This window comes from Bdellovibrio sp. HCB-110 (assembly GCF_047323225.1).
In the GTDB taxonomy this organism is placed as follows: Bacteria; Bdellovibrionota; Bdellovibrionia; order Bdellovibrionales; family Bdellovibrionaceae; genus Bdellovibrio.
The window spans coordinates 3,759,568-3,778,471 of record NZ_CP178750.1 but is presented as its reverse complement, the minus strand read 5'-3'; the positions used below and the strand labels follow the sequence as shown (position 1 = coordinate 3,778,471).

At 45.0% G+C, this 18,904-nt stretch carries 20 protein-coding genes; 9 read left to right on the top strand and 11 right to left on the bottom strand.

Annotation, left to right across the window (positions count from 1 at the left end):
- Positions 1-129: 129 nt before the first annotated feature.
- The gene (locus ACL934_RS17940) at positions 130-411 is read left to right on the top strand and encodes a BrnT family toxin (RefSeq protein WP_374075882.1); all 282 of its coding nucleotides are present in this window, start codon (positions 130-132) and stop codon (positions 409-411) included.
- Positions 395-673, top strand: coding sequence for a BrnA antitoxin family protein (locus ACL934_RS17935; RefSeq protein WP_374075880.1), 279 nt, complete (start codon positions 395-397; stop codon positions 671-673). The genes ACL934_RS17940 and ACL934_RS17935 overlap by 17 nt, the downstream gene beginning before the upstream one ends.
- Here the strand turns inward: ACL934_RS17935 and ACL934_RS17930 are convergent.
- The 3 genes from ACL934_RS17930 to rfaD are packed head-to-tail and all read right to left on the bottom strand — an operon-like array spanning position 670 to position 4,176.
- Positions 670-1,455, bottom strand: coding sequence for an RNA methyltransferase (locus tag ACL934_RS17930; protein ID WP_374075878.1), 786 nt, complete (start codon positions 1,453-1,455; stop codon positions 670-672). The genes ACL934_RS17935 and ACL934_RS17930 overlap by 4 nt on opposite strands.
- A complete protein-coding gene (locus tag ACL934_RS17925) occupies positions 1,455-3,197 on the bottom strand; it encodes an aromatic amino acid hydroxylase (protein ID WP_413612694.1) in 1,743 nt (580 codons plus the stop codon). The genes ACL934_RS17930 and ACL934_RS17925 overlap by 1 nt, the downstream gene beginning before the upstream one ends.
- A gap of 10 nt (positions 3,198-3,207) precedes the next feature.
- Positions 3,208-4,176 (bottom strand): ADP-glyceromanno-heptose 6-epimerase, encoded by a 969-nt coding sequence (rfaD, locus tag ACL934_RS17920; protein WP_374075875.1) that lies wholly within the window; start codon positions 4,174-4,176, stop codon positions 3,208-3,210.
- Between the two features lie 290 nt (positions 4,177-4,466).
- Between rfaD and ACL934_RS17915 the strand changes: the two genes are divergently transcribed.
- From ACL934_RS17915 to ACL934_RS17905, 3 genes are all read left to right on the top strand, one after another.
- Positions 4,467-5,954, top strand: a complete 1,488-nt coding sequence (locus ACL934_RS17915; RefSeq protein WP_374075873.1) for a S41 family peptidase — start codon at positions 4,467-4,469, stop codon at positions 5,952-5,954.
- On the top strand, positions 5,951-6,589 hold the full coding sequence (locus ACL934_RS17910; RefSeq protein WP_374075871.1) for an alpha/beta hydrolase: 639 nt from the start codon (positions 5,951-5,953) through the stop codon (positions 6,587-6,589). The genes ACL934_RS17915 and ACL934_RS17910 overlap by 4 nt, the downstream gene beginning before the upstream one ends.
- Before the next feature lie 86 nt (positions 6,590-6,675).
- Complete coding sequence (locus tag ACL934_RS17905) at positions 6,676-7,086, top strand: bacteriohemerythrin (RefSeq protein WP_374075869.1); 411 nt, start codon at positions 6,676-6,678, stop codon at positions 7,084-7,086.
- Here ACL934_RS17905 and ACL934_RS17900 read toward each other — a convergent pair.
- From ACL934_RS17900 to ACL934_RS17890, 3 genes are all read right to left on the bottom strand, one after another.
- The gene (locus ACL934_RS17900) at positions 7,079-7,495 is read right to left on the bottom strand and encodes a hypothetical protein (RefSeq protein ID WP_374075867.1); all 417 of its coding nucleotides are present in this window, start codon (positions 7,493-7,495) and stop codon (positions 7,079-7,081) included. The genes ACL934_RS17905 and ACL934_RS17900 overlap by 8 nt on opposite strands.
- Positions 7,492-9,300 carry a hypothetical protein gene (locus ACL934_RS17895; RefSeq protein ID WP_374075865.1) on the bottom strand — a complete coding sequence of 603 codons (1,809 nt, stop codon included), beginning with the start codon at positions 9,298-9,300 and terminating at the stop codon, positions 7,492-7,494. Before ACL934_RS17895 ends, ACL934_RS17900 begins: the two co-directional genes overlap by 4 nt.
- 151 nt (positions 9,301-9,451) lie before the next feature.
- Positions 9,452-11,308 (bottom strand): hypothetical protein, encoded by a 1,857-nt coding sequence (locus ACL934_RS17890; protein ID WP_413612693.1) that lies wholly within the window; start codon positions 11,306-11,308, stop codon positions 9,452-9,454.
- A 125-nt stretch (positions 11,309-11,433) separates the two neighbouring features.
- Here ACL934_RS17890 and ACL934_RS17885 point away from each other — a divergent pair, with 125 nt between their 5' ends.
- A complete protein-coding gene (locus tag ACL934_RS17885; protein WP_374075859.1) occupies positions 11,434-12,063 on the top strand; it encodes a hypothetical protein in 630 nt (209 codons plus the stop codon).
- Here the strand turns inward: ACL934_RS17885 and ACL934_RS17880 are convergent.
- From ACL934_RS17880 to ACL934_RS17870, 3 genes are all read right to left on the bottom strand, one after another.
- Positions 12,060-12,794: a substrate-binding periplasmic protein gene (locus ACL934_RS17880; protein WP_374075857.1), complete on the bottom strand. Its 735-nt coding sequence runs from the start codon at positions 12,792-12,794 to the stop codon at positions 12,060-12,062. The genes ACL934_RS17885 and ACL934_RS17880 overlap by 4 nt on opposite strands.
- 223 nt (positions 12,795-13,017) lie before the next feature.
- The gene (locus ACL934_RS17875; RefSeq protein ID WP_374075854.1) at positions 13,018-14,187 is read right to left on the bottom strand and encodes a hypothetical protein; all 1,170 of its coding nucleotides are present in this window, start codon (positions 14,185-14,187) and stop codon (positions 13,018-13,020) included.
- Positions 14,187-14,714, bottom strand: a complete 528-nt coding sequence (locus ACL934_RS17870) for a peroxiredoxin (protein ID WP_374075851.1) — start codon at positions 14,712-14,714, stop codon at positions 14,187-14,189. Before ACL934_RS17870 ends, ACL934_RS17875 begins: the two co-directional genes overlap by 1 nt.
- A gap of 67 nt (positions 14,715-14,781) precedes the next feature.
- On the opposite strand from ACL934_RS17870, the gene ACL934_RS17865 reads away from it, so the two are divergent.
- On the top strand, positions 14,782-15,552 hold the full coding sequence (locus ACL934_RS17865) for an exodeoxyribonuclease III (RefSeq protein WP_374075848.1): 771 nt from the start codon (positions 14,782-14,784) through the stop codon (positions 15,550-15,552).
- 10 nt (positions 15,553-15,562) lie between these two features.
- The gene (locus tag ACL934_RS17860) at positions 15,563-16,123 is read left to right on the top strand and encodes an FxsA family protein (RefSeq protein WP_374075845.1); all 561 of its coding nucleotides are present in this window, start codon (positions 15,563-15,565) and stop codon (positions 16,121-16,123) included.
- 32 nt (positions 16,124-16,155) lie between these two features.
- Here the strand turns inward: ACL934_RS17860 and ACL934_RS17855 are convergent, their stop codons facing one another.
- A complete protein-coding gene (locus tag ACL934_RS17855) occupies positions 16,156-17,025 on the bottom strand; it encodes a LysR family transcriptional regulator (RefSeq protein WP_374075842.1) in 870 nt (289 codons plus the stop codon).
- A gap of 75 nt (positions 17,026-17,100) precedes the next feature.
- On the opposite strand from ACL934_RS17855, the gene ACL934_RS17850 reads away from it, so the two are divergent.
- Positions 17,101-17,508, top strand: coding sequence for a hypothetical protein (locus ACL934_RS17850; RefSeq protein ID WP_374075840.1), 408 nt, complete (start codon positions 17,101-17,103; stop codon positions 17,506-17,508).
- 18 nt (positions 17,509-17,526) lie between these two features.
- Here the strand turns inward: ACL934_RS17850 and ACL934_RS17845 are convergent, their stop codons facing one another.
- On the bottom strand, positions 17,527-18,732 hold the full coding sequence (locus tag ACL934_RS17845; RefSeq protein ID WP_374075838.1) for a penicillin-binding transpeptidase domain-containing protein: 1,206 nt from the start codon (positions 18,730-18,732) through the stop codon (positions 17,527-17,529).
- Positions 18,733-18,904 lie beyond the last annotated feature (172 nt).

The following is an 18,904-nucleotide window of genomic DNA, read 5'->3' as shown; positions in this document are numbered from 1 at the left end:
AATTTTCTTAAAATCCGCTCTGCGGATCTGTCCCTTTGCGAGTTGATTCATAGGTCAGATCATCATTTGCTAAGTGCCTAATAAGACAAAGTTTTATTGGTATATACAATAGCATACAAATGGTGTATTATGATTTATGAGTGGGATGAGAGGAAAAATCAAAAGAACTATCGTAAACACGGTGTTTGGTTTGAGGAAGCTCAAACGATTTGGCAGGATCCATTTGCCCTTGAGTTTTACGACGTGGTTCATAGCGCAGATGAGGAGCGTTTCATCCGCATTGGATACTCTGCCGCTCAAAAAATTCTGGTTGTCGTATTTTGTGAGCGGCATTCTGGAAAGAGTATTCGAATTATATCGGCTCGAAAAGCGACTTCGTTAGAAAAAGGTTTTTATGAAAAAAGAGTATGATTTTTCTAAAATGAAAAGACGTGAAAAAGTAAAGGTCGATGCTGACGCTGCAAAAGTTCCTATTAGCATTCGCTTGGATGCTGTCGTTCTTGCGGAGTTGAAGACTATGTCCGAAAGGTTGGGAATGCCTTATCAAACGTTTATTTCTAGTGTGCTTTTTCGCTTTGTCACTGGTGATCTCGTAGATAAAAAAGATGATCAAATAAAACAAGAAATCCGAAGTCTTTTGCGTGAGGTCTTAAAAGACTCCGGAGGTCGCTAGCGCTCTCGTTTTTGGAAGGCTTTCCATTCGCGCAGTTTGCGGATGCTTTGTTGCAAGACCGTTTCTAAAATGACCAGTTCTTTTTTTGTCGGTGTGTTTTGTAAAAGCATGCGACGAAGAACTGTGTAGACGTTGATCTTTCTTTGGCGAGTCAGATCAAAACCCATTTCTTCCAACCAGATTTTCAAAGTTTTTTCTGGATCAATGCCTTTGATTCCTTGAGGAGCGCGACGGAGTTTTCCGCCGTCCAGTTGCGTGCGCTGTCCGCCCCATTGCTTGCGCAAAGAGAACATTCCAAGCAGTGTGGCCTGCGCCAGATTTAAACTCCAGTTTTCACCGAAGGTCGGAATGCACGCACAGAAGTTGGCGTGTTCTAAATCTTCAGCGGACAATCCCCAATCTTCAGGGCCGAAAACCAAGTGGATAACCACGGGGATATCACTCTGAGTTTGAAATTGCGGGGCATGATCCGCGATATCTGTGAGCACGTCATCAATGTCACGCACCTGGCGGCCTTTGCCATCACGAGCGGTGAAGCAGATCTTAATGCTTTCCGGTTCTTTTTCCAGGAACTCATTCCACGTCGCATAAGTCGTGCGATTTTGCAGACCCGTTTGCCCGGTGGCAGCGGCTTGTTGAGCTTCGTAAGTCAGTTCGCATGCGGGGGCAACCAAGACAAGTTTTTCAACTCCCATATTACTCATCGCGCGCGATGTAGATCCAATATTTCTTTCGTAAATAGTGCGCACCAGAACAATGCGCACTTCAAAAGGACGTTTCATTAAAGGGCTCCCGCCAGGGCAAGGCCATCGTGGATAAGGCCTTTGTTTTTTTCACTTTGCTCAGAGAGATTTGCCAAATCCATCTCAAGTTGTTTTTTTAGAGGAGAATGGGGTGCTCGTACATTCACGATCTCCAACGCTTCCAAGAACAAGAGCCAGTCTGTTGGGAAGATCGTGCGATGAGCGTCGACCACTTTTTCCAAAGCTTTCGTGAGTTCTTCACCCTGAAGCTGGTTTTCGCGAATCTTGCGAACAGCACCATAGTGATCGTGTCTTGTCAGTTCAAAGCCAGAGTATTTTGGAATCGGAACTCGTTTAGCAACAAAGTCTGATGTTTCGCCATAGGCTTCACGGTCCGCAGGTCCGCCGAACACCGAAGTCACTGCAGAGCCAATAGCCATATCGAAAATTCCCCATTCAGGTGCAAACAAAACGCGACCTTTGAATTCCGCTTTTGCATCGGAAAGAGTTACGACCAATGTTTTTCCATTTTTTGCAAGACGGCTTTGCACCGTTCCAGTGACAACAACACCCGAAGTAAATTCAAGGCGCGTGTTTTTGCCTGGCTCAACATGCAATGCGGCCCAATCCATTTCAGTAAAAGTGGACGGGCATTGATCAGGACGGGCTTTTAAGAAACCCACCGGAGTTCCAAAACCATGAGCATGATATTTCTTATCGTGACCTGCAAGTTCGTGATCGCTGTAAGATAGCTGACTTGGACCTTGCAAGCGTAAGTACGCCAAAGCTCCTTTGTCATCAGTGATGGCTTCAACGATTTGTCCAGAAATTTGAATTCCAGAATTCAATTCGGCCGTGTTCACAGATTGAGCTTGAATCGCTTTTTCTAAACCTTTCAGTCCGCCCAAGCGGAAGGCCATTTGCGAAGCCATCTCATCCAACACGCGGGAAAGATTCTTGAAATCCGAAGCGACAAAAAGCTGGGGCTGCGGTTCAGTAATATCATAACCCGTTTTAATGCAGTCCACAGTCAGAGGAATTTTCTTAACTTTGTCGCTCAAACACCATTTGGATTCACCGACACTTGAAAGTAAACCGGCTCCAAAGATTTTTGGATTTTCTAGTTTACCAATAAGACCGTACTCCGCCGTCCACCAGTTCATGCGAGAAAGTTCAGAGGCTTCAGAAATATGGGAAATACTTTTTCCCACTTTCTCTAGCGTGTCTTCAGCCGCTTTGATTTGTTCAGGTGTCGAGGTCGGACTTTCTTTGATATCAGAAAGTTCACGAATGGCTTCGTAAAGATCCAAATCCTCTTTGCTGATAATCGCTTTTTTCGCGATCTGGGCATATTGACGAAGATATTCAGAAAATTCCGGGTGAATCAAAATCGGAGCGTGTCCCGCAGCTTCGTGCACGATGTCCGGTGCCGGAGTGTAAAGAAGATGATCCAAGCTTCGCATGTCAGAGGCGATCGGCAACACTCCTAAGGATTGCAGCTCCATAAACGCTGCTGGCGGAATAAATCCACTCACGGGCAAAGCTCTCCAGCCGAACTCTTGAAGTTTTTTGCTGATATCATCAATGTGCGGAATGCGTTCGATGTCGATACCGGTTTTTTGCAGACCTTCGACGTAACATTCATGGGCGTGTTTTGAAAGAAAGGCTTTGAGTTGGCGCAAAACATAGCGCCATACAGCTTGATCCACGGGAGTGTACTTTTCGTAGTGTTGTTCTACGACGTATTTTCTTAAGTGCGGTGGTAAAAAGTCCGTCTCCATTTTGTCTCGCTTACAGTGAAGGATCGTTATGAGAGAGATAATTTTGCACGTAATCGGCAACGGCTTTTTCTAAAGGCCATTTTGCCGGACTCATGCCTGCCTTTGCCCACTTGTCTGTTTTTGCTTCCGTGAAGTATTGATACTGACCACGAATGTTTTCAGGCATTTCAAGCCAGTTGATCTTCATCTCTTTTTTCATGGCAGAGAAAACCGCTCCCGCAAGATCCAACCATGTGCGTGGTTTTCCGAAGCCCATGTTGTAAATTCCGTTGGTCGGTTTCTTTTCCATCAATTCGGCCATCCAGCCCGTGACATCTTTCACATAGACGAAGTCGCGCATAAATTCGCCGTCTTTGTATTTCGGATCAGCAGATTTGAAGAGTCCCAAAGCTCCACTGGTCTTGATTTGGTTGTAGGCTTTAAAGGCCACGCTCGACATAGCTTCTTTGTGATATTCATTCGGTCCAAAGACGTTAAAGAATTTAAGTCCATACCAATGAGGTGGTGTTTTCGTTTGCTTCAGTGCCCAACGATCAAAGAGAACTTTGGATTCGCCGTACAAGTTCAACGGACGAAGTTTTTCAGGATCTGTTGTATCGTCAAAACCCAATTCACCAGCGCCATAAGTTGCGGCACTGGAAGCGTAGATCATAGATTTGTTATGCGTTGTGCACCATTCAAAAATTCTTTGCGTGTAGTAGGTGTTGTTTTCCCAAAGAAAGTCTTTGTTAGTCTCGGTCGTTGAAGAGCACGCACCCATGTGAATGATCCACGTCACTTCTTTCTTTGCTTTTTCGCTCTCAAGAAAGGGCCAAAGCTCGTCCTTCAAAAGGAACTGGCTGATTTTTCTTTTGCTTAAAAGATTGCGTTCAGAAAGACCCACAGAATCGACGGCAACGATGTCAGTGTGACCTCTTTGATTGAGTTCCCACACCATCACACTACCAATAAAACCATTCGCACCAGTCACAATAATCATAGCTAAATCCAGTCCTTGCTTTCCTTAAAAATCCAGGGAAAAGCGATACCTTGAACCTATTACAGGCAGCGGATTTTCTCAAGGAAAGGGGCAGCAAAAAGGACCTCTGTTGAGGGCCTGTTCAACCTAGAAAAAAATACTTAAAACCGGCCTCAAAAGGGAACCAATTCGATCTGAGCAGGCATAACCGTTGCTCAGGATTGTCACTAGTCGGGAGGCGATGAGTGTTAAGTTCACCACGCATATTCATATTCTCATTGTTAGTATTGGCCGTGGGGGTCAGTCTTTCCTTGTCACGTTCACACAGTGACACTTCCAAGGTGAAGTCCGTTGAGGACTACTGGGCTGAGACGGGGCTCGGCCCAGCAGCCTTGGAAGACCTTCTTCAAGACCAAACTTGCGGAAGTTCTGAGCGTTATTTCTTAGCGTGCGCAAACTCTGTTCTTACAATCGCAAACCGCTTTAATCTGAGCCTCAATACCGAGGGCCGTTTAGTTCCAGTTCACAAAGCTTTGTCTAGCGACATGAGTTCCGAGAAAAAACAGCTTGAGCCGTGGAGAGAGTTTTTCGCAAACAACACCGACAAAGCCACAAAACTTTCCTTCATGAATGCCTGGAAGGAACTGGAGTCTCGCTATATTTCTTCTTCCCAAAAATCTTTGATGGTGGGTTTGGGACTGAACGGATTTATTTCTGTGTTCCGTGATCCACACACGTATTTGATGCCTGTTTCTCAGTTTCAGGAAGTCGTTTCTAAAGCCGACAATCGCTCTACAGCATTGGGCGTGGTTTTGGGACTTTCTCAAGGTCACTACGTTATTCGTAAAGTGACAGAGGGCAGTCCTGCAAAACTGGCGGGGATGCAAAAGGGTGATGTGCTTTTGGCTATCAATGGACACAAGCTCAAAGGTTTGATGCAAGCTCGTGTTTCAGAACTTTTGAAAGGTGATGTGGGTGATGTCAGCACACTTTTGATCAGCCGTGATGGCGCGGAGAAAAAGTTTAAACTTCGTCGTGCGGAAATCACTGTAGCGACAGTTTCGACACGTGTGATTGACGGAATCAAACCTATTGCTGTTGTCGGGATTAATAAATTCGCAAAAGGTGCCTGCGAAAAAGTAAAAGAATCTTTGAACATTGTTAAAAAATCCCATGTCCGCGGTTTGTTGCTGGATCTTCGCGATAATCCAGGTGGACAGATGGAAGAAGCGGCTTGTATCACAAGCTTGTTCGTCGGATCAGATAAAAAGATTTTCGAAGTTCGTTATTTGGACCCAGGTAAGAAAGCAGAAGAGTACTTTGGCGGGGAAGAAAAAATCTTTGATCTTCCGGTGGCCGTTCTTATTAACGCGGCTTCAGCCAGTGCTTCTGAAATCGTCGCCGGTGCTTTGCGTGACTTAGATAGAGCTGTTCTTGTCGGTGAAAGAACATTTGGTAAAGGCTCTTTCCAAGAGGGTGAATACTGGTCACAGAATAAAAAGATCGCTCTTTTTGAAACGAAAGGTTTTTACTACCTTCCATCAGGCCGTTCGCCACAAATGAAGGGTCTCATCCCCGACGTGACAGTGAGCTTTGATAATATCTGGGTGGGACGCGAAAGTGATCAATTCATGAATCCTTTGCGTGCGCCGGAAAGACAAATCCGTATTGCTGAAAAGTTATACTCTTCCAATGAGTGTTTGGATATGGAAGAGGGAACTGCAACCGAAGACCTTCAATTGACGAAAGCTCGCCAGGTTCTATTTTGTTCCAGCACCGTGGCGAGAGCAGGGCTATGATCACGACAAATTTATTTAAGCACAAATTTATTCCGGCAAAAAAGAAGTCCGAAAATCTGATGATTGTTTTGCACGGACGGGGAGACAGCATTAAGCCCTTCTTTTCTTTTAACGAAGAGCTGAATTTGCCTGAGATGAACTACCTCTTGCTCAATGCTCCTCGTCGCTTCATGGATGGTTACACTTGGTATGGTGAGCCTCCGTTCCAAGGTAAAGGTGTTCTCAAAATCCGCGAAAAACTTTTCGATCTTTTGAACGATCTTGAGAATCAAGGTTGGAAAAGCGAAAAGATCTTTTTATTTGGTTTTTCCCAAGGTTGTTTGATCAGCGCCGATATCGGTTTGAACTATCCTAAAAAATTAGGTGGTGTGGTCGGTATCAGCGGCTATTTTAATTTCTATCCCCGTTGGAGAGCCAATCTTTCTCAAGAAGCCCGTCGAACGCCTTGGCTCTTTACTCATGGTCATCAAGACGATGTTCTTCCCTTGGAAGAAACTAAGTATGGGGTGGAGAAACTCAAAGATGCGGGCTTGCGTGTGTCTTGGGTTGAGATGGAGAAAGACCACTCTTTAAAAGATGAAGAGTATCCGATCATTCGCCGCTGGGTTCGCGACCAACTATCACATTTAAAATAATTTTTCATTACATGATGGCCATCATGTAGAAGGCCTCGGTGTCTTCCGAAGTGTTTGTTATCAAAACAAGCAAACGGGGGCACTGTATGTCTGAAGCATTCTTCAAATGGGACCAACAAAGACTGTCGACTCATGTTGAGGCGATGGATAATGAGCATAAAAAGTTAGTGGATATTATGAACCGTCTTTATGAGCGCCACGAGGCCAAAGCTTCGAAAATGGAACTCAATGCCCTGGTGCGGGAGTTGGCTTCATGGACCATCACTCACTTTGATCATGAAGAAAAATTCTTTGATACACTTCCGTATTCGCACGCGGCCGTGCATAAAAAAATCCATAAAGATTTATTGGAAAGACTCAAAGGGCATCAGGCGGAGTTTGAAAAGTCGGGCGTTTTAACGCCGGCCTTTTTTCAATTTCTAAAAACGTGGCTGACGGCGCATATCATGGGAATTGACGTCAAATACGGTGAGATCGCTTCTAAAAAAGTCAGTTAGAATACGCTTTCATAAGCATGTCTTTCCATTCTTCAATGACATTCTTGTCGCCTTCATCGAGGCGGACTTGAGTGTCGTTGATTTGGTGAAGCAGATCTTGTTCATATTGTTTCCAGTTTTCTTTTTCGTCTGTGATTAGAACATCATAAGATTCTTCGGGCTCACCATCTGGAGTAAGTTGATAGCTTCCGTCTTCGGAAAGACTGACACCAAGCCCGCTTCCTTCAAGGTCTTCCCTATTTGGAAGCGACTCATTGTCCTTTTTCGGTTTTGGGACAGTCATATAAACTTTTTCGACCTGCGAGGATTTTGCAGAGAAAGCGGGGGATTTTTTAAAAGCCAAGACACCCCACCAGATCGATCCCAATGCTGCGATAACTAGCGTTGCGATGAGAACAATTCGTTTCATAAGCCCAGTCCTAGTCCTTGCGTGTAGTTTAATAATTGTACGATAGCGATTGTCGGTAAAAAGGCCGGATCATTTTTAGAAAGATCGGCGAGTTCCGGATAAGCCGCGATCAACGGCTCACCTTGGATCTTAAGATCTTTTACAATCTCTGCCACGTTTTCGGATTGCGCCAAATTATCCAACTTTTTAAGCGCCTCTTTCACGTCGGGACTGTCTTTGTATTCTTCAATGAAATTCTTCACCAAGTTTTTAATTTCAGCTTTATTTTTGGTTTGTAGAATCTGATTTAATAAGCCTTTAAGTTGTTCAAAGGCGGTAAGCAAGCGTCCGTCCAAGCCGTATTTTTCTTTCAAGTACTCTTCCAGCAGAGACAACGCAAGAATACGAACTTCTTGCGAGCACGCCTTATTGTCAAAAACGCGATTGCGCTTATTAATCGCGACATTGGCTTCGACAGCAGCGCATTTCACAAGCTGACCCATTTCTTTTTTGAAGTAACCGGAGATGCGCGCGCCGATCAGACGACATCCCGTATCTGTTTGCTCTTTAAAGGCCCAGCTCTGTCCTTCGTATTCCGACCACCAGGCGCGGTCGATGTAAGGAACTTGAGCCGTGTCAAGCATGAATGGCATCTCATAGCACTTGCTGTTGGAAGAAGGCGTGTGGCGCACAAAAGGACTGGCTTTCAATTGCGCTTCTTTCACAGCTTTGGCGCAATAGGTGCGGATGAGCTCGTGCAACTCAGGGCGAGGAACTTGTGCTGAAAGTCTCGCGCATTGGTCTTCCAAGGTGCGAGTGACGTCAAATGTTTGAGCAGAGTCATTGCTTTTGTTTTTATTAAGGCTGTCGACCATGCCCTTAAAGTTGTCGACGAATTTGGCTTTGAGCATCCCGTTAGGAATGCGCTTCATCCAGGTTCCGTCTTCCATTTCTTGTTCCGTCGGGATGTAGTCCTTCAGATATGAATTCACCATGGAGTCCACGGTCTTTTTCGTGAAGAGCTTATAGATGCTTAAAAGAACTTTGGCCCATTTGTCTTTAATTTTAAGTTTTGGTTTTTCTAACTTGGCGTTGATGAGCCTCGGACGATCCAAAGCCACCAGCTCGTATTGGGGATTCATATTTTTATCGAGATAAATTTTAAGAAGTCCGCAGACATCCAAGACGTCAAACTGAATTCTGCCTGGATCAATCGTGTAATTGACAGAAAGACTGACCTTCCATTTTTTAAAGAATGTGTATTTTCCGTCGACATTTGGAGCATCAACGATGAATCCCGGCATGACTGTACAAACGGAAGCGTAAATATTATTATTTTTGGGAATAAGTTGAACAGTCCAATTGCCGATCCAGTTCTTCGTTGTTTGCAAAGTAACCGGAGCTTTGTACTCAAGAATCGAGCGCGGCACCTTGCCAGAGCGTTGAGATCGCGACATGCGAATATCAAAGCGCAAAGTTCTTTCGCCTTTTTTATCCTTATATTTAACGGGAACATTCACGAGTCTTTTCCACGCGCTCCACTGAGCGGAGTTTTTCTCTCCAAGGATCGTTTCACCATAGGGATACTCATCGCAAAAGTACTGCTTCTTTGCGTCGCGCATGTCTACGTTTGATCCGGTCCGCGTGCAATAAGCGTAGTCGGTTTCAAACGTCTTATTAAGTAGGTCTTGCCGGCGATTGAAAAGTTCTTGGACAATCGCTTTGTATCCCAACTCAATTTGCACAGTTTCTTTTTGGAGTGTCTGAGACCGTCCCGATAATGCTATTAATTGCACTAGCGTAATAGCATAGAATAAGCCCTTCATCAGTCCCCCGTGGGACTGTGCTACTGCAAACCCATGCCATGTGTGAGGGGCAAATTACAGCTATTGCGGCGTTGATAGAGTGGACATCGCATACTGACTAGACAGGGGGTTCTCTGAGAGATTCCATCTCTGAATGAGACGGCAGCGAGTCTTAAATAGACTCGCTGTTTTCTTCCACAAGACTGAGGAGTTTTGCGTAAAGATCCATTTTAACAGCAGGGGTCGTTTGTAGATCACGATAGAAGCGGCTGACTGGAACTTCTGGAACGCCATTGTTTTCAAAGACAAGACGGTCGACGATCTTTTGGATTTGATCCATCGAAAGTCCCTTTTTCTTTTCAGTGATGATTTCTTCAACCATTTCAATCAAAGCATTTCCCGTAATGCGTTTGTCAGAGTTTAACTTTTCGGCTCTTTCGCAAATACCTTTTAGAATTGTTTCTGGCTTTTGTTTGCCAGCGGCAACTGCGACAAGCTCACGATAAACTTTTTGGAAGGATTCGATATGACGTCTCTGCTTTTCACCCATGCGGGCGTCGCGGGCTTTGGCGAAACTAGAAAGAATCGTTTTAAAGAAGGAAGTCTCTGTCATCCATCGTTTTTCAAATGGCAACGGACTTTCCAATAAAAATTTAGGATAGTCGCGCAAGATGGAGCGCATGTTGTAAAGAGCCGGGTGATTCACTCCGTCGGCTACTTTTTCAGTGGTGCCACTGATTTTAGCGCGTTCAAAGAACGAGAACACCTTGTCGAATTTTGCAAAAAGATCTTTTTGCATAAAGATATGACTTCTTTGTGTGGCGTTAAAGCCCATGCGATAAAGAATTCTTTCAGCGCGTTTTTCTTCAAAGACTTTATTAAATCTTTCAACTTGCGGATGGCGGGCAAAGTCGCGAAGAGGTTTTTTCTTCTTGGTTTTGAGGAAATCCACCATCTGTGCAAAAACTTGTATAATCAAACGGGCTTTTTGTTTTTGCTCATTAAGATTCGTCGAGAATCTTTCAACGTCATCGTAGCGATATTTATCATGACGGATGCCGAACTGACGAACGCTGCCGTAGTCGATAATCCCCGCATCAGCGAGAACATTGTCACCATCCCAATCCAGCCACGCAAAAATATAGTCGATATCCATTTGCGCGGTGAATTCCCCAAAGGAAGTACAAACATGGGCTAAGAGGTCGTCATATTTATTCAGACCCTTTGAAGTGATGTCCCAAGCTTTGTTGTCGACTTGACGATCGATCAAATAATCTGTTGCCGCCTTCAGGGCTTCGTATTTTTCCTGTTTGAGATAAAGAAAAAGATGGGCCGGACGAATCAGATTGTGAGCAGCTCGAACGCCAATGCCATAGCCTTTACCCAAATCAATCACACAAAGAACACGCTCGGTGCGCAAACCTTGCAAGTGCATCACTTCCGCTAAGATAGAAGCTGCGAGAAGTTCGTCAATCTCTGCCAGTCCACAACCATAACCGAATTCAGTGCCACCCGTCTTTAAAGGCTTTTGTGCTTCCACAGCGCCGGGAGCAAGACATGTCACGCCGGTGCCACGACTGGAAACGTCCCAGGTCATTCCACGATGATAGACAGTGCCGTTCCAAATGCCGCGGCCGTCGCCGGAAGTTTTTCCCTGCTTGTTCGCATGTTGAAGTTGTAAATAGCGAGTGGCCATGTAGCGATGAGGGCGAACCGTTTCAGGATCAACGCGACGGTGAGTGAGTTCGTCGTATTCATTGATAATTTGTAGAGAGAAAGTTTCGATCAGTTTCTTTTCAAGGTCCTCAGTCATTTGATGAGGATGATCGGGAGGAAGCAGACCCATTTCTTTTGCGAGGATGAAGTTGAAGTACGCGATTTTTCCGACTTGCAGCTCTCGCACTTTATACGAGACGTATCCGTCCTTAACAGCATCCATCCAAGGGTGAACACCATTGAGTTGGTCGAAGGAAGAATAAAAGTTCGACAATTCCTTGAGCTTTCGAGCGCCGCTATGTTTCATCGTCATGGTACTTCCACACTCCTTGTAGAAAAATGAGACACTCTTCATATCGGCAGACCAGGCCTGCACTTTAATATTAAGCCCTAAAAAAGTTCTTCCGAATACTAGACTGGACAAAATAAGGGGACTCCATGAAAACATCTGGCTTTCTGCTTCTAGTGCTACTTTCGACAAGTTCTTTCGCCGTCAACAAAGACGGATCAGGTCGTTTGATTCAACCGCAATTCACTTCCGCACCGGCTTGTGATGAGCGTCCGGAGTTCCTTACGGAGATGCGCAACGAATTTGTCGGCACCCTGTCTCGCCTGCCAGAAACGGTTTTGGTGGCGAGAGATGCAGAATATTACATCGAAGGAATGCAAGCGGGTGAGGCTGTGAAGCTTTATGGTTATCAATCTTTCTTGCAGCAAACTTCGGCGTCGCAAATCCTTTGTGGCAGCACGGCTCAGACCACCAAAGAGCGCTTTTCCTTGCTAGCACCCACTTTGATCGACACTCGTAAGCAACCAAAAATAGGCCAAAGTCTGTGGCAATTTCAGCTCTTTACGGAAGGAAATAAGTACTCTTTCTGGAATTTGAAGAGCCCGTCTTTGCAAAACAAGGGCGAGCTTGAGAAGTGGTTGAAGAGCTCCGGAGCGCAGTACAAGGTCTATCAACGCTCGCACACGGAGTTTGAATTGATGTTGGTTAAGAAAGATCGTGATGTGACACAGTATCTTTCCATCCGCTATGACTCTGTTCCGAATTTAAAACACAACTAAAGAACTTGCGCTGATACGCCATACTTTTTAAACAAGGCTTCCAATTTTTTGGAGGCCTTTAGTTTTTGAATGGCGTTGTTGAAATCTTTTTTACTGATGGTCCCTTTGCGACTGATGGAGCAACTGATAGGATGCTCTTCCAAGAAAAGCCGTTCGCGATTTTTTTCAATCTCAGGATGTTGAATTTTAAAATAGTCTAAGAGCACTTCATCTACGACGACATAAGCGACCCGGTTGGTCAGCAGCTTTCGCAAGTTGGCTTCATCACTAGGGGCATCTTCACGAAGTAAGGTCCTGTCGTTAAAAAGAGGCGAAAGTTTCGGATAGACGTAGGTCAAAGCCGTGCCGAGAGTTTTACCTTTGAGATCAGAAATTTTTTTGGGTAGCGGTGCCGGTCCGACAATCACTTCGCGTTTTAAAAAAAGAGGCGCAGACCAATCTAGCTTTTCTGAGATCGGACTCCAGGAGGGATTGGTGTAGCACAAGAAATCGATCTTACCACGTTCTAAATAATCTGGCAGACGGTGACGAGCGACGGGAAGCACGGAATGTTTTTTCCCGAGTTGTTCGGCGATAGCAGCGATATATTCCGGAAGAATTCCCTCGGGAACACTTTTATTTTCCAAAAACAGAGGTGGCGGCAGTGTGATAGGAATGGCCGCGCGAAGGGAGTTCGCATTTGCAGTCGCACTGCTCAAAATAAGAGGAAATAAGAATGCAAGCAGACGCATCTTTATCCGTTAGTTTTTTCGTCTCCGCCTCGTGCGCGCATGCGAACGGGAAGAACCGCAAAATTGTCATGATTAAAAAACATTGAGTGGACTACTCTTTCACCAGCTACGTACCGGAACAAAATCCAAGCTAGAACTTTAAGGATAATTCCAAGTGCTCACAAGGAAAATATTTTTAGAAACACGTATCGGAGAGTTGCTCATGTTAAATGTAAAACGCAAACTATTTAAAAAGTGTCGTTGCGAATCCACCGAAGGGAGTGCGGAGATTTGTGACTTGTCCTTGATATATGCGAGCCAAAACAAGTTGCAAGCGTCCCTGATAAGCATAACAGCGCAAATCGTATTTGAAATTTTGTGGGCCCACCGGAGTTTCAAACGTCACTTCCGGAGCGGGCACATATTCTTGAGCGATCATGTCTGAGTTGATGATCCCTTCGAAAGTTTTCCGGCTCACAGAAGCACCTTTATAAGATTGTTTCGAGCCGAAAGCGTTCTTGGGCTTGAAGAAAAGCTTCTTTCGCTCACTCCAGATTTTCTCGGACATCGCAGGGCAAATATCATAAGAAAGAGGGACTGCCTGACGAATCAACTCTAGGTCATTTCCTTCAAGTCCTTGCGACTCCAAGAATCCAGGCACGCCCCAATCAATGAGTCGTTGTTTGTCGGCGAGGAGTAAATACTCAAATGGATTTGGTGACAGACAGACTTCGCGATTCAAAAACTTTTCACGCAAAGTTTTGCTGCTGGGTTCGTTGAGGAAGAAATCAGTGTAACGGTTGTAAATAAAATCTGGATGAAAGTCCTGAAACAATTCACGGTAATCTTGAATGCGCGAATCCCAACCAAAGGATTTAAAAAGTTCGTTGTAGACAAGAAACTCCACAAACAATCTTTGTTCTGAGGGAGCTTCATCTGTGATGGCCACTTTAAAATTCGCGGGAACTTGTTTCCCTTGAAGTTGCATTTCAGTGCGGATGCTATCGCCGATTTCGCTTAAAGAAAAATCAGAGACAGGAAGGGGGTGTCCCTTCATGGCATACATCTGATGGCCTAGAACTAAAAAGGCCGCGTTGGTGTTGATCTCAATCAGTTTGAGATTTTGATTTTCATCGACGTGAAAATCGTAGCTCATCATGATGGATTTGTTTCCGGGGTCACGCAGACCTTTTTCTTCTATCAAGCTTTGGTAGTGATCAAGATAGGATTTTTTTTCGCGCAAAGAGAAAAGCAGAGAAACTATTTTTTGCGCTTGAAGCAAAACTGAACGGGGCAGCTCGACGGCAAAAGGCGAAATCAGATTTTCAGCAACTAGATTTTCCAGAGCTTGCTGATCAAGCCCCGGAAAAGAAGATCGTAACTGCTGAATGTACTCTGATTTTATGTCTTTCATTATTTTAGCGGTGTGATGTGAAGATCACCTTTTTTCCAACCCGCTTGGCAGAGTTCGCCGGATTGGCATCCTTGAAGGACGCGCAAAATTTCTTTTGCATCACGGCCGACGGATGTGTTGTGAATGCCCATGTACTGAATTTTTTGTTCAGGGTCGATGATGAAAGTTCCGCGAGTGGCGATGCCACGGTCTTCAAAAAGAACACCGTAATCGCGTGAGATGCGTTTTGTAAGATCGGCAATCAATGGATAACCCAAGTTGCCAAGGTCATCACGCAACCAGCGTTTGTGAGAATGAACGGAGTCCACACTGCAACCAATCACTACGGCGCCAGCGGCTTCGAACTCTCTGAGGTGTTCGCGGAATTGAGTCAACTCCGTTGGGCATACGAACGTGAAGTCCAGCGGATAGAAAAACAAGATGACCCATTTCCCTTTGTAATCGCCCAGAGAAATATCTTTTACTTCACCTGCGTCAAACACGGCTTGTGCGGAAAAATGAGGTGCTGGTTGGTTAATCATTGGCATGGACACTGTCTCCTTGTATCTGCTATTTATAGATGCCCCCGATAGGGCTGAAACTCAAGGAGAAACTGTGAAAATCATCTCTTGGAATGTGAATGGAATTAGGGCTTGTTACAAGAAGGGCCTGATGGATTTTGTGAATGCGGAAAAGCCCGACGTTTTCTGTGTTCAAGAAACGAAAGCTCACATTGATCAGGTCGAGGATGACGCGCGGAAATTGGCGTGGGAACATTCTTACTGGTCTTCAGCAAAACGCAAGGGATACTCCGGAGTTGCCACTTTCACTCACCTGGAACCCAAGAGTGTGCAATACCACTTCAATGAAATTCCCGATTATGAATCTGAAGGCCGTATCGTAATGTCGGATCACGGCGCTTTTGATCTTTACAATATTTACTTTCCTAACGGCGGATCTGGAATTGAACGCCATAACTTCAAACAACAATTCCTCAAAGATTTGAGCCTTCATCTTAAAGAAAAGCTAAAATCAGGTCGTGAGGTTGTTGTTGTCGGAGATTACAACGTCGCCCACGAGAACATTGACGTTTTTGATCCGATCCGTTTGTCCAAAGAAAGCGGCTTTCTTCCTGAAGAACGCATTTGGTTTGACGAGTTTCTAGAGTTGGGATTTATCGACACCTTCCGTTATTTTAAACCCACCGAAGCAAAGCGTTACTCGTGGTGGGATATGCGCACGTTTGGACGTATTTCAAATCGCGGTTGGCGCATTGACTACATTTGTATTTCAAAAGGCCTTGAGAAATATCTTTCTTCAGCGGATATTCTCGACCAAGTTGAAGGATCTGATCACTGCCCTGTGGTGGCAACATTGGATCTTTAAGGAGTCTTAGGTGATTTTCGTTCCATTCCCACTTGTCGTGGCTGAAATCGTGATTTTCTTTTTGGCGGTTAAGCAGTGGGGATTTTTTAATACTCTGGGTCTTTATCTTTTACCATGTCTTCTTGGGTTCTTTATCGTGGCAACCGTGGGTCGCATTGCTATCATGACTTTGCAAAGCACTGTGATGCGTGGGCAGCTTCCAGCTTCGCGTATTTTGCATTCAGGGGCGATCTTTCTGTCTGGTTTGCTTTTCCTGATTCCTTCATTCTTTGCACGCGTTCTTGCGGTGATTTTATTTTTGCCAGGTCTTCGTCATTTGGCCGTGTGGAGATTTAAAATCTTCATGGCAAAGCAGATTGCCAAAGGCACAGCGAATTTCAATTTCGGTGCAGGACCTTTCGGTTTCGGCGCAGGCAATATGGGCGGCGGCGGATTCCGTTACTATGAATATCGCAGCGACGGTTCGGGGTTTGATCAAGCTCCCCAAGAGCGCGACGTTTACGAAGCGAACGTGCTAGATGTCACCCCATTAAAAATTGTCCATGAGAAAAAAGACGACTCTGAGTCCTAAAGGTACGGACTTACTTTGGTAGCGCTTGTGCGTTAAAAGTGGGTTCTGATGTAGCGGGCGACTTTCTTCGTGAAAGCGTTTTCGGGTTCGTTTTTTCTTTTAATCAAATAAATAAAGCGACGATCTTTTTTAAATCCTCCAGGCGAAGGAATTTCTTCGAGTTGCCCAGAGGATTGTTCATTGTGTAAACGTACGACGAAGTCGGGGCAATAAAGAACAGAGGCCCCCTTCTGTGTCGTCAATAAAGCGGTCTCAAGCATTTCAAATTCATACTTAACAAATCTCGGAAATTTTTCTTGAGGCCATCCGTCCAACGATTGAAATGGAGTTGCTGGAGATTGTACTGGGGTCGTGGGAATGGCGAAGGGTAGCTCTGAAAATTCAGTTTTGAAAAACTTTTTCTTTCCAAAGATCTTCATTTCAAAAGAGCCCAATTTAATAAAATCCAAGCCCTCTTGAGGAAGGGGGAGATAAGTTAGACCGTAATCAATCTGGTTTTTAATAATGGCGTCTTCGATATGTCCCGGTGTCAGCTCTTGCAGGCGAAAACGTTCTTCGGGAAATTCTTTAGCGAGCACATCGGCAAAAAGATAAGTGCTAAAAACTTCGAACGTGCCAAGACGAATTTTAGGCGAGATTGCGGGGGGCTCTTCTGAAATTCGCCCTTTCAATTGATCGTATTCTTCCAATAACTTTTTACTATTGTAATAAAAATCCAATCCGCGCGGAGTGATTTCAATGCGTCTTCCGGAGGCCTGCAGAAGGGGAAAGCCGATTTCGTCTTCTAAAGTTTTGATGGCTTTTGACAGGGAGCCCGCCGTGATCCCCAAAATTTCCGAAGCCTCGCGGATGTGACGAGTTTCAGTGACGACATGAAAGTACTTAATGCGAATGATGTCCATATGGAAACAAATGTTTCAGATAATTCGCTATTAAGCAACGATTTGACTGGATAGGAATAAGCACAGGAGGTTTTTATGAAATTCTTATTTGGCTTATTCTTTTTGGTTCTTTTAGGTGAAGGCGCTTTGGCACAAGGTATGGAGTTCCGTCCAATAGTAAGAGAAGGCTACGCCTCCTTTGCAGAAACGTCGGCACCCGTGCAACTGGCGCAACAGAGAGCCGAATACGCGGCTTTTAAGTGGTGCAGTGAGGCTTTGCAAATTGATTCCGCATTTCGCTTGGAAGAATGGTCATATAAAGCAAAGCTCGATGCGAACATGAAAGAAATTGGTTACTTTGCTGAATCCAAATTCAGTTGTGTGCCTTCGAAGCCTGTGCGACCAAAACCACCAATAACGCCTGAAAAGGAATGCTCTAAGAAGAGTCGACCTTACGGACCTTACTGTTATTGGGACGAAGATCATTGCCAATGTGATTTTTAAGTCCGTACCCTTTAAAGATTATTTTGCGGAAGAGATAACACGGGCCTTTTGGTTTGATACCACAGGGCCAAAGTATTTTCTGAACATGCTTTGTCCAAGGTGAGCGGATTTAACCGTCCAGAATTTTTTATTCACAGTGATTGCTGCCACGGCGATTTTGCGTTCGTTGTCCAAAGCATAACCTACGAACCAATCAACACGGCCACGAGGATTGTCGCCAGTAAGGTGACCTGTTTTACCACCCATCTCAATTTCACGGAATTTGCGGTCTTTGATGATCGGGCGGAACGAACGGCGAGATGTTCCCGCTGTCACTGTTTGCTCCATCAACTCGCGAACTTTCGCAGCCGATTCTTTGGTCATGATATTGCCGTTAGTTAAAGTCGCACCCTCATAAAGAGTTTCGCCTTTTTCGTCCGTAACAGTATCAATCAAATAAGGAACAACGACTTGGCCATCGTTAGCAACGGAAGCCGCAATCATCGCGCCTTGAACGGGGCTCATGCGATTTGTTTTATTGTAACCTGAGGCCACCTCTGCCAATTCAAAACCTTTTCCTGGAGGAATATAGGCAACACCCATATCAACTGGGAAGTCAGCAGGGATCTCTTGATTGAACATAAAGCGGTTGGCGTACTCATTAAGATCTTCGGGGTGAAGGTTCTCAATGCTTAAGCGTCCAAAGGCTGTGTTAATGGATCTTGCGAAAGCGTCTTTCAGAGTGATGACATTTGTCCAACGAGTGACTTTGTCAGAGAGAACATTCTTTTTATAAAGAGTGTACGCGCCGCCATTATAACGGATTTTGTGTTCTGGAGTCACACCGGCTTTATCAACCGCGGCTGTCGCTGTCACAACTTTGAAAACCGAAGCGGCCGGAAAGGTCGCTTGCAGATTTAAGTTCGTCGCTTGCGGGTTGTCGCGCTGAAAGCTCGACATTGCTAAAACCTCGCCCGTCGAAGCATCAATCATAAAGATCGCGCCGTAATCAGGCTTATAAGACTTTAAAAGGCGGTCGGCTTCTCTTTGTAAGCCGTCGTCAATTGTGTAATTGAGAGTGACGGAGTGATCTTCACCGTTCCATGGGAGCTCGAGTTTTTCAGGGAACTGATTTAAACGAATCTTGTCACCAAGAGCTTTAGAAATTTGAACGCGCTGATCGAGTTGAGTTTGAATTTTCTGGTGGACTTGAGCTTCTTGGCTTTCGGAGGCTGTGAAACCCATTAGAGAATAGAGGGCCGTCAGGCATGCTACAGAAAATCCGAATAGTTTTAACAACTTATATTTGTTTTTAGAACGCATTATTTTATGGTAGCACCAAGAAATAAACGCTTTCAAGGCCATTCTCAGAAGAATACGCCGGAAAGCCATATCTCGTGCGCTTTTGGGGCTATTC

Coding starts and splice junctions, on each gene's coding strand:
- ACL934_RS17940 (WP_374075882.1), top strand. CDS start 130: ATGATTTATGAGTGGGATGAGAGGAAAAATCAAAAGAACTATCGTAAA.
- ACL934_RS17935 (WP_374075880.1), top strand. CDS start 395: ATGAAAAAAGAGTATGATTTTTCTAAAATGAAAAGACGTGAAAAAGTA.
- ACL934_RS17930 (WP_374075878.1), bottom strand. CDS start 1,455: ATGAAACGTCCTTTTGAAGTGCGCATTGTTCTGGTGCGCACTATTTAC.
- ACL934_RS17925 (WP_413612694.1), bottom strand. CDS start 3,197: ATGGAGACGGACTTTTTACCACCGCACTTAAGAAAATACGTCGTAGAA.
- rfaD (WP_374075875.1), bottom strand. CDS start 4,176: ATGATTATTGTGACTGGTGCGAATGGTTTTATTGGTAGTGTGATGGTG.
- ACL934_RS17910 (WP_374075871.1), top strand. CDS start 5,951: ATGATCACGACAAATTTATTTAAGCACAAATTTATTCCGGCAAAAAAG.
- ACL934_RS17905 (WP_374075869.1), top strand. CDS start 6,676: ATGTCTGAAGCATTCTTCAAATGGGACCAACAAAGACTGTCGACTCAT.
- ACL934_RS17900 (WP_374075867.1), bottom strand. CDS start 7,495: ATGAAACGAATTGTTCTCATCGCAACGCTAGTTATCGCAGCATTGGGA.
- ACL934_RS17895 (WP_374075865.1), bottom strand. CDS start 9,300: ATGAAGGGCTTATTCTATGCTATTACGCTAGTGCAATTAATAGCATTA.
- ACL934_RS17890 (WP_413612693.1), bottom strand. CDS start 11,308: ATGACGATGAAACATAGCGGCGCTCGAAAGCTCAAGGAATTGTCGAAC.
- ACL934_RS17885 (WP_374075859.1), top strand. CDS start 11,434: ATGAAAACATCTGGCTTTCTGCTTCTAGTGCTACTTTCGACAAGTTCT.
- ACL934_RS17880 (WP_374075857.1), bottom strand. CDS start 12,794: ATGCGTCTGCTTGCATTCTTATTTCCTCTTATTTTGAGCAGTGCGACT.
- ACL934_RS17875 (WP_374075854.1), bottom strand. CDS start 14,187: ATGAAAGACATAAAATCAGAGTACATTCAGCAGTTACGATCTTCTTTT.
- ACL934_RS17870 (WP_374075851.1), bottom strand. CDS start 14,714: ATGCCAATGATTAACCAACCAGCACCTCATTTTTCCGCACAAGCCGTG.
- ACL934_RS17855 (WP_374075842.1), bottom strand. CDS start 17,025: ATGGACATCATTCGCATTAAGTACTTTCATGTCGTCACTGAAACTCGT.
- ACL934_RS17850 (WP_374075840.1), top strand. CDS start 17,101: ATGAAATTCTTATTTGGCTTATTCTTTTTGGTTCTTTTAGGTGAAGGC.
- ACL934_RS17845 (WP_374075838.1), bottom strand. CDS start 18,732: ATGGGTTTCACAGCCTCCGAAAGCCAAGAAGCTCAAGTCCACCAGAAA.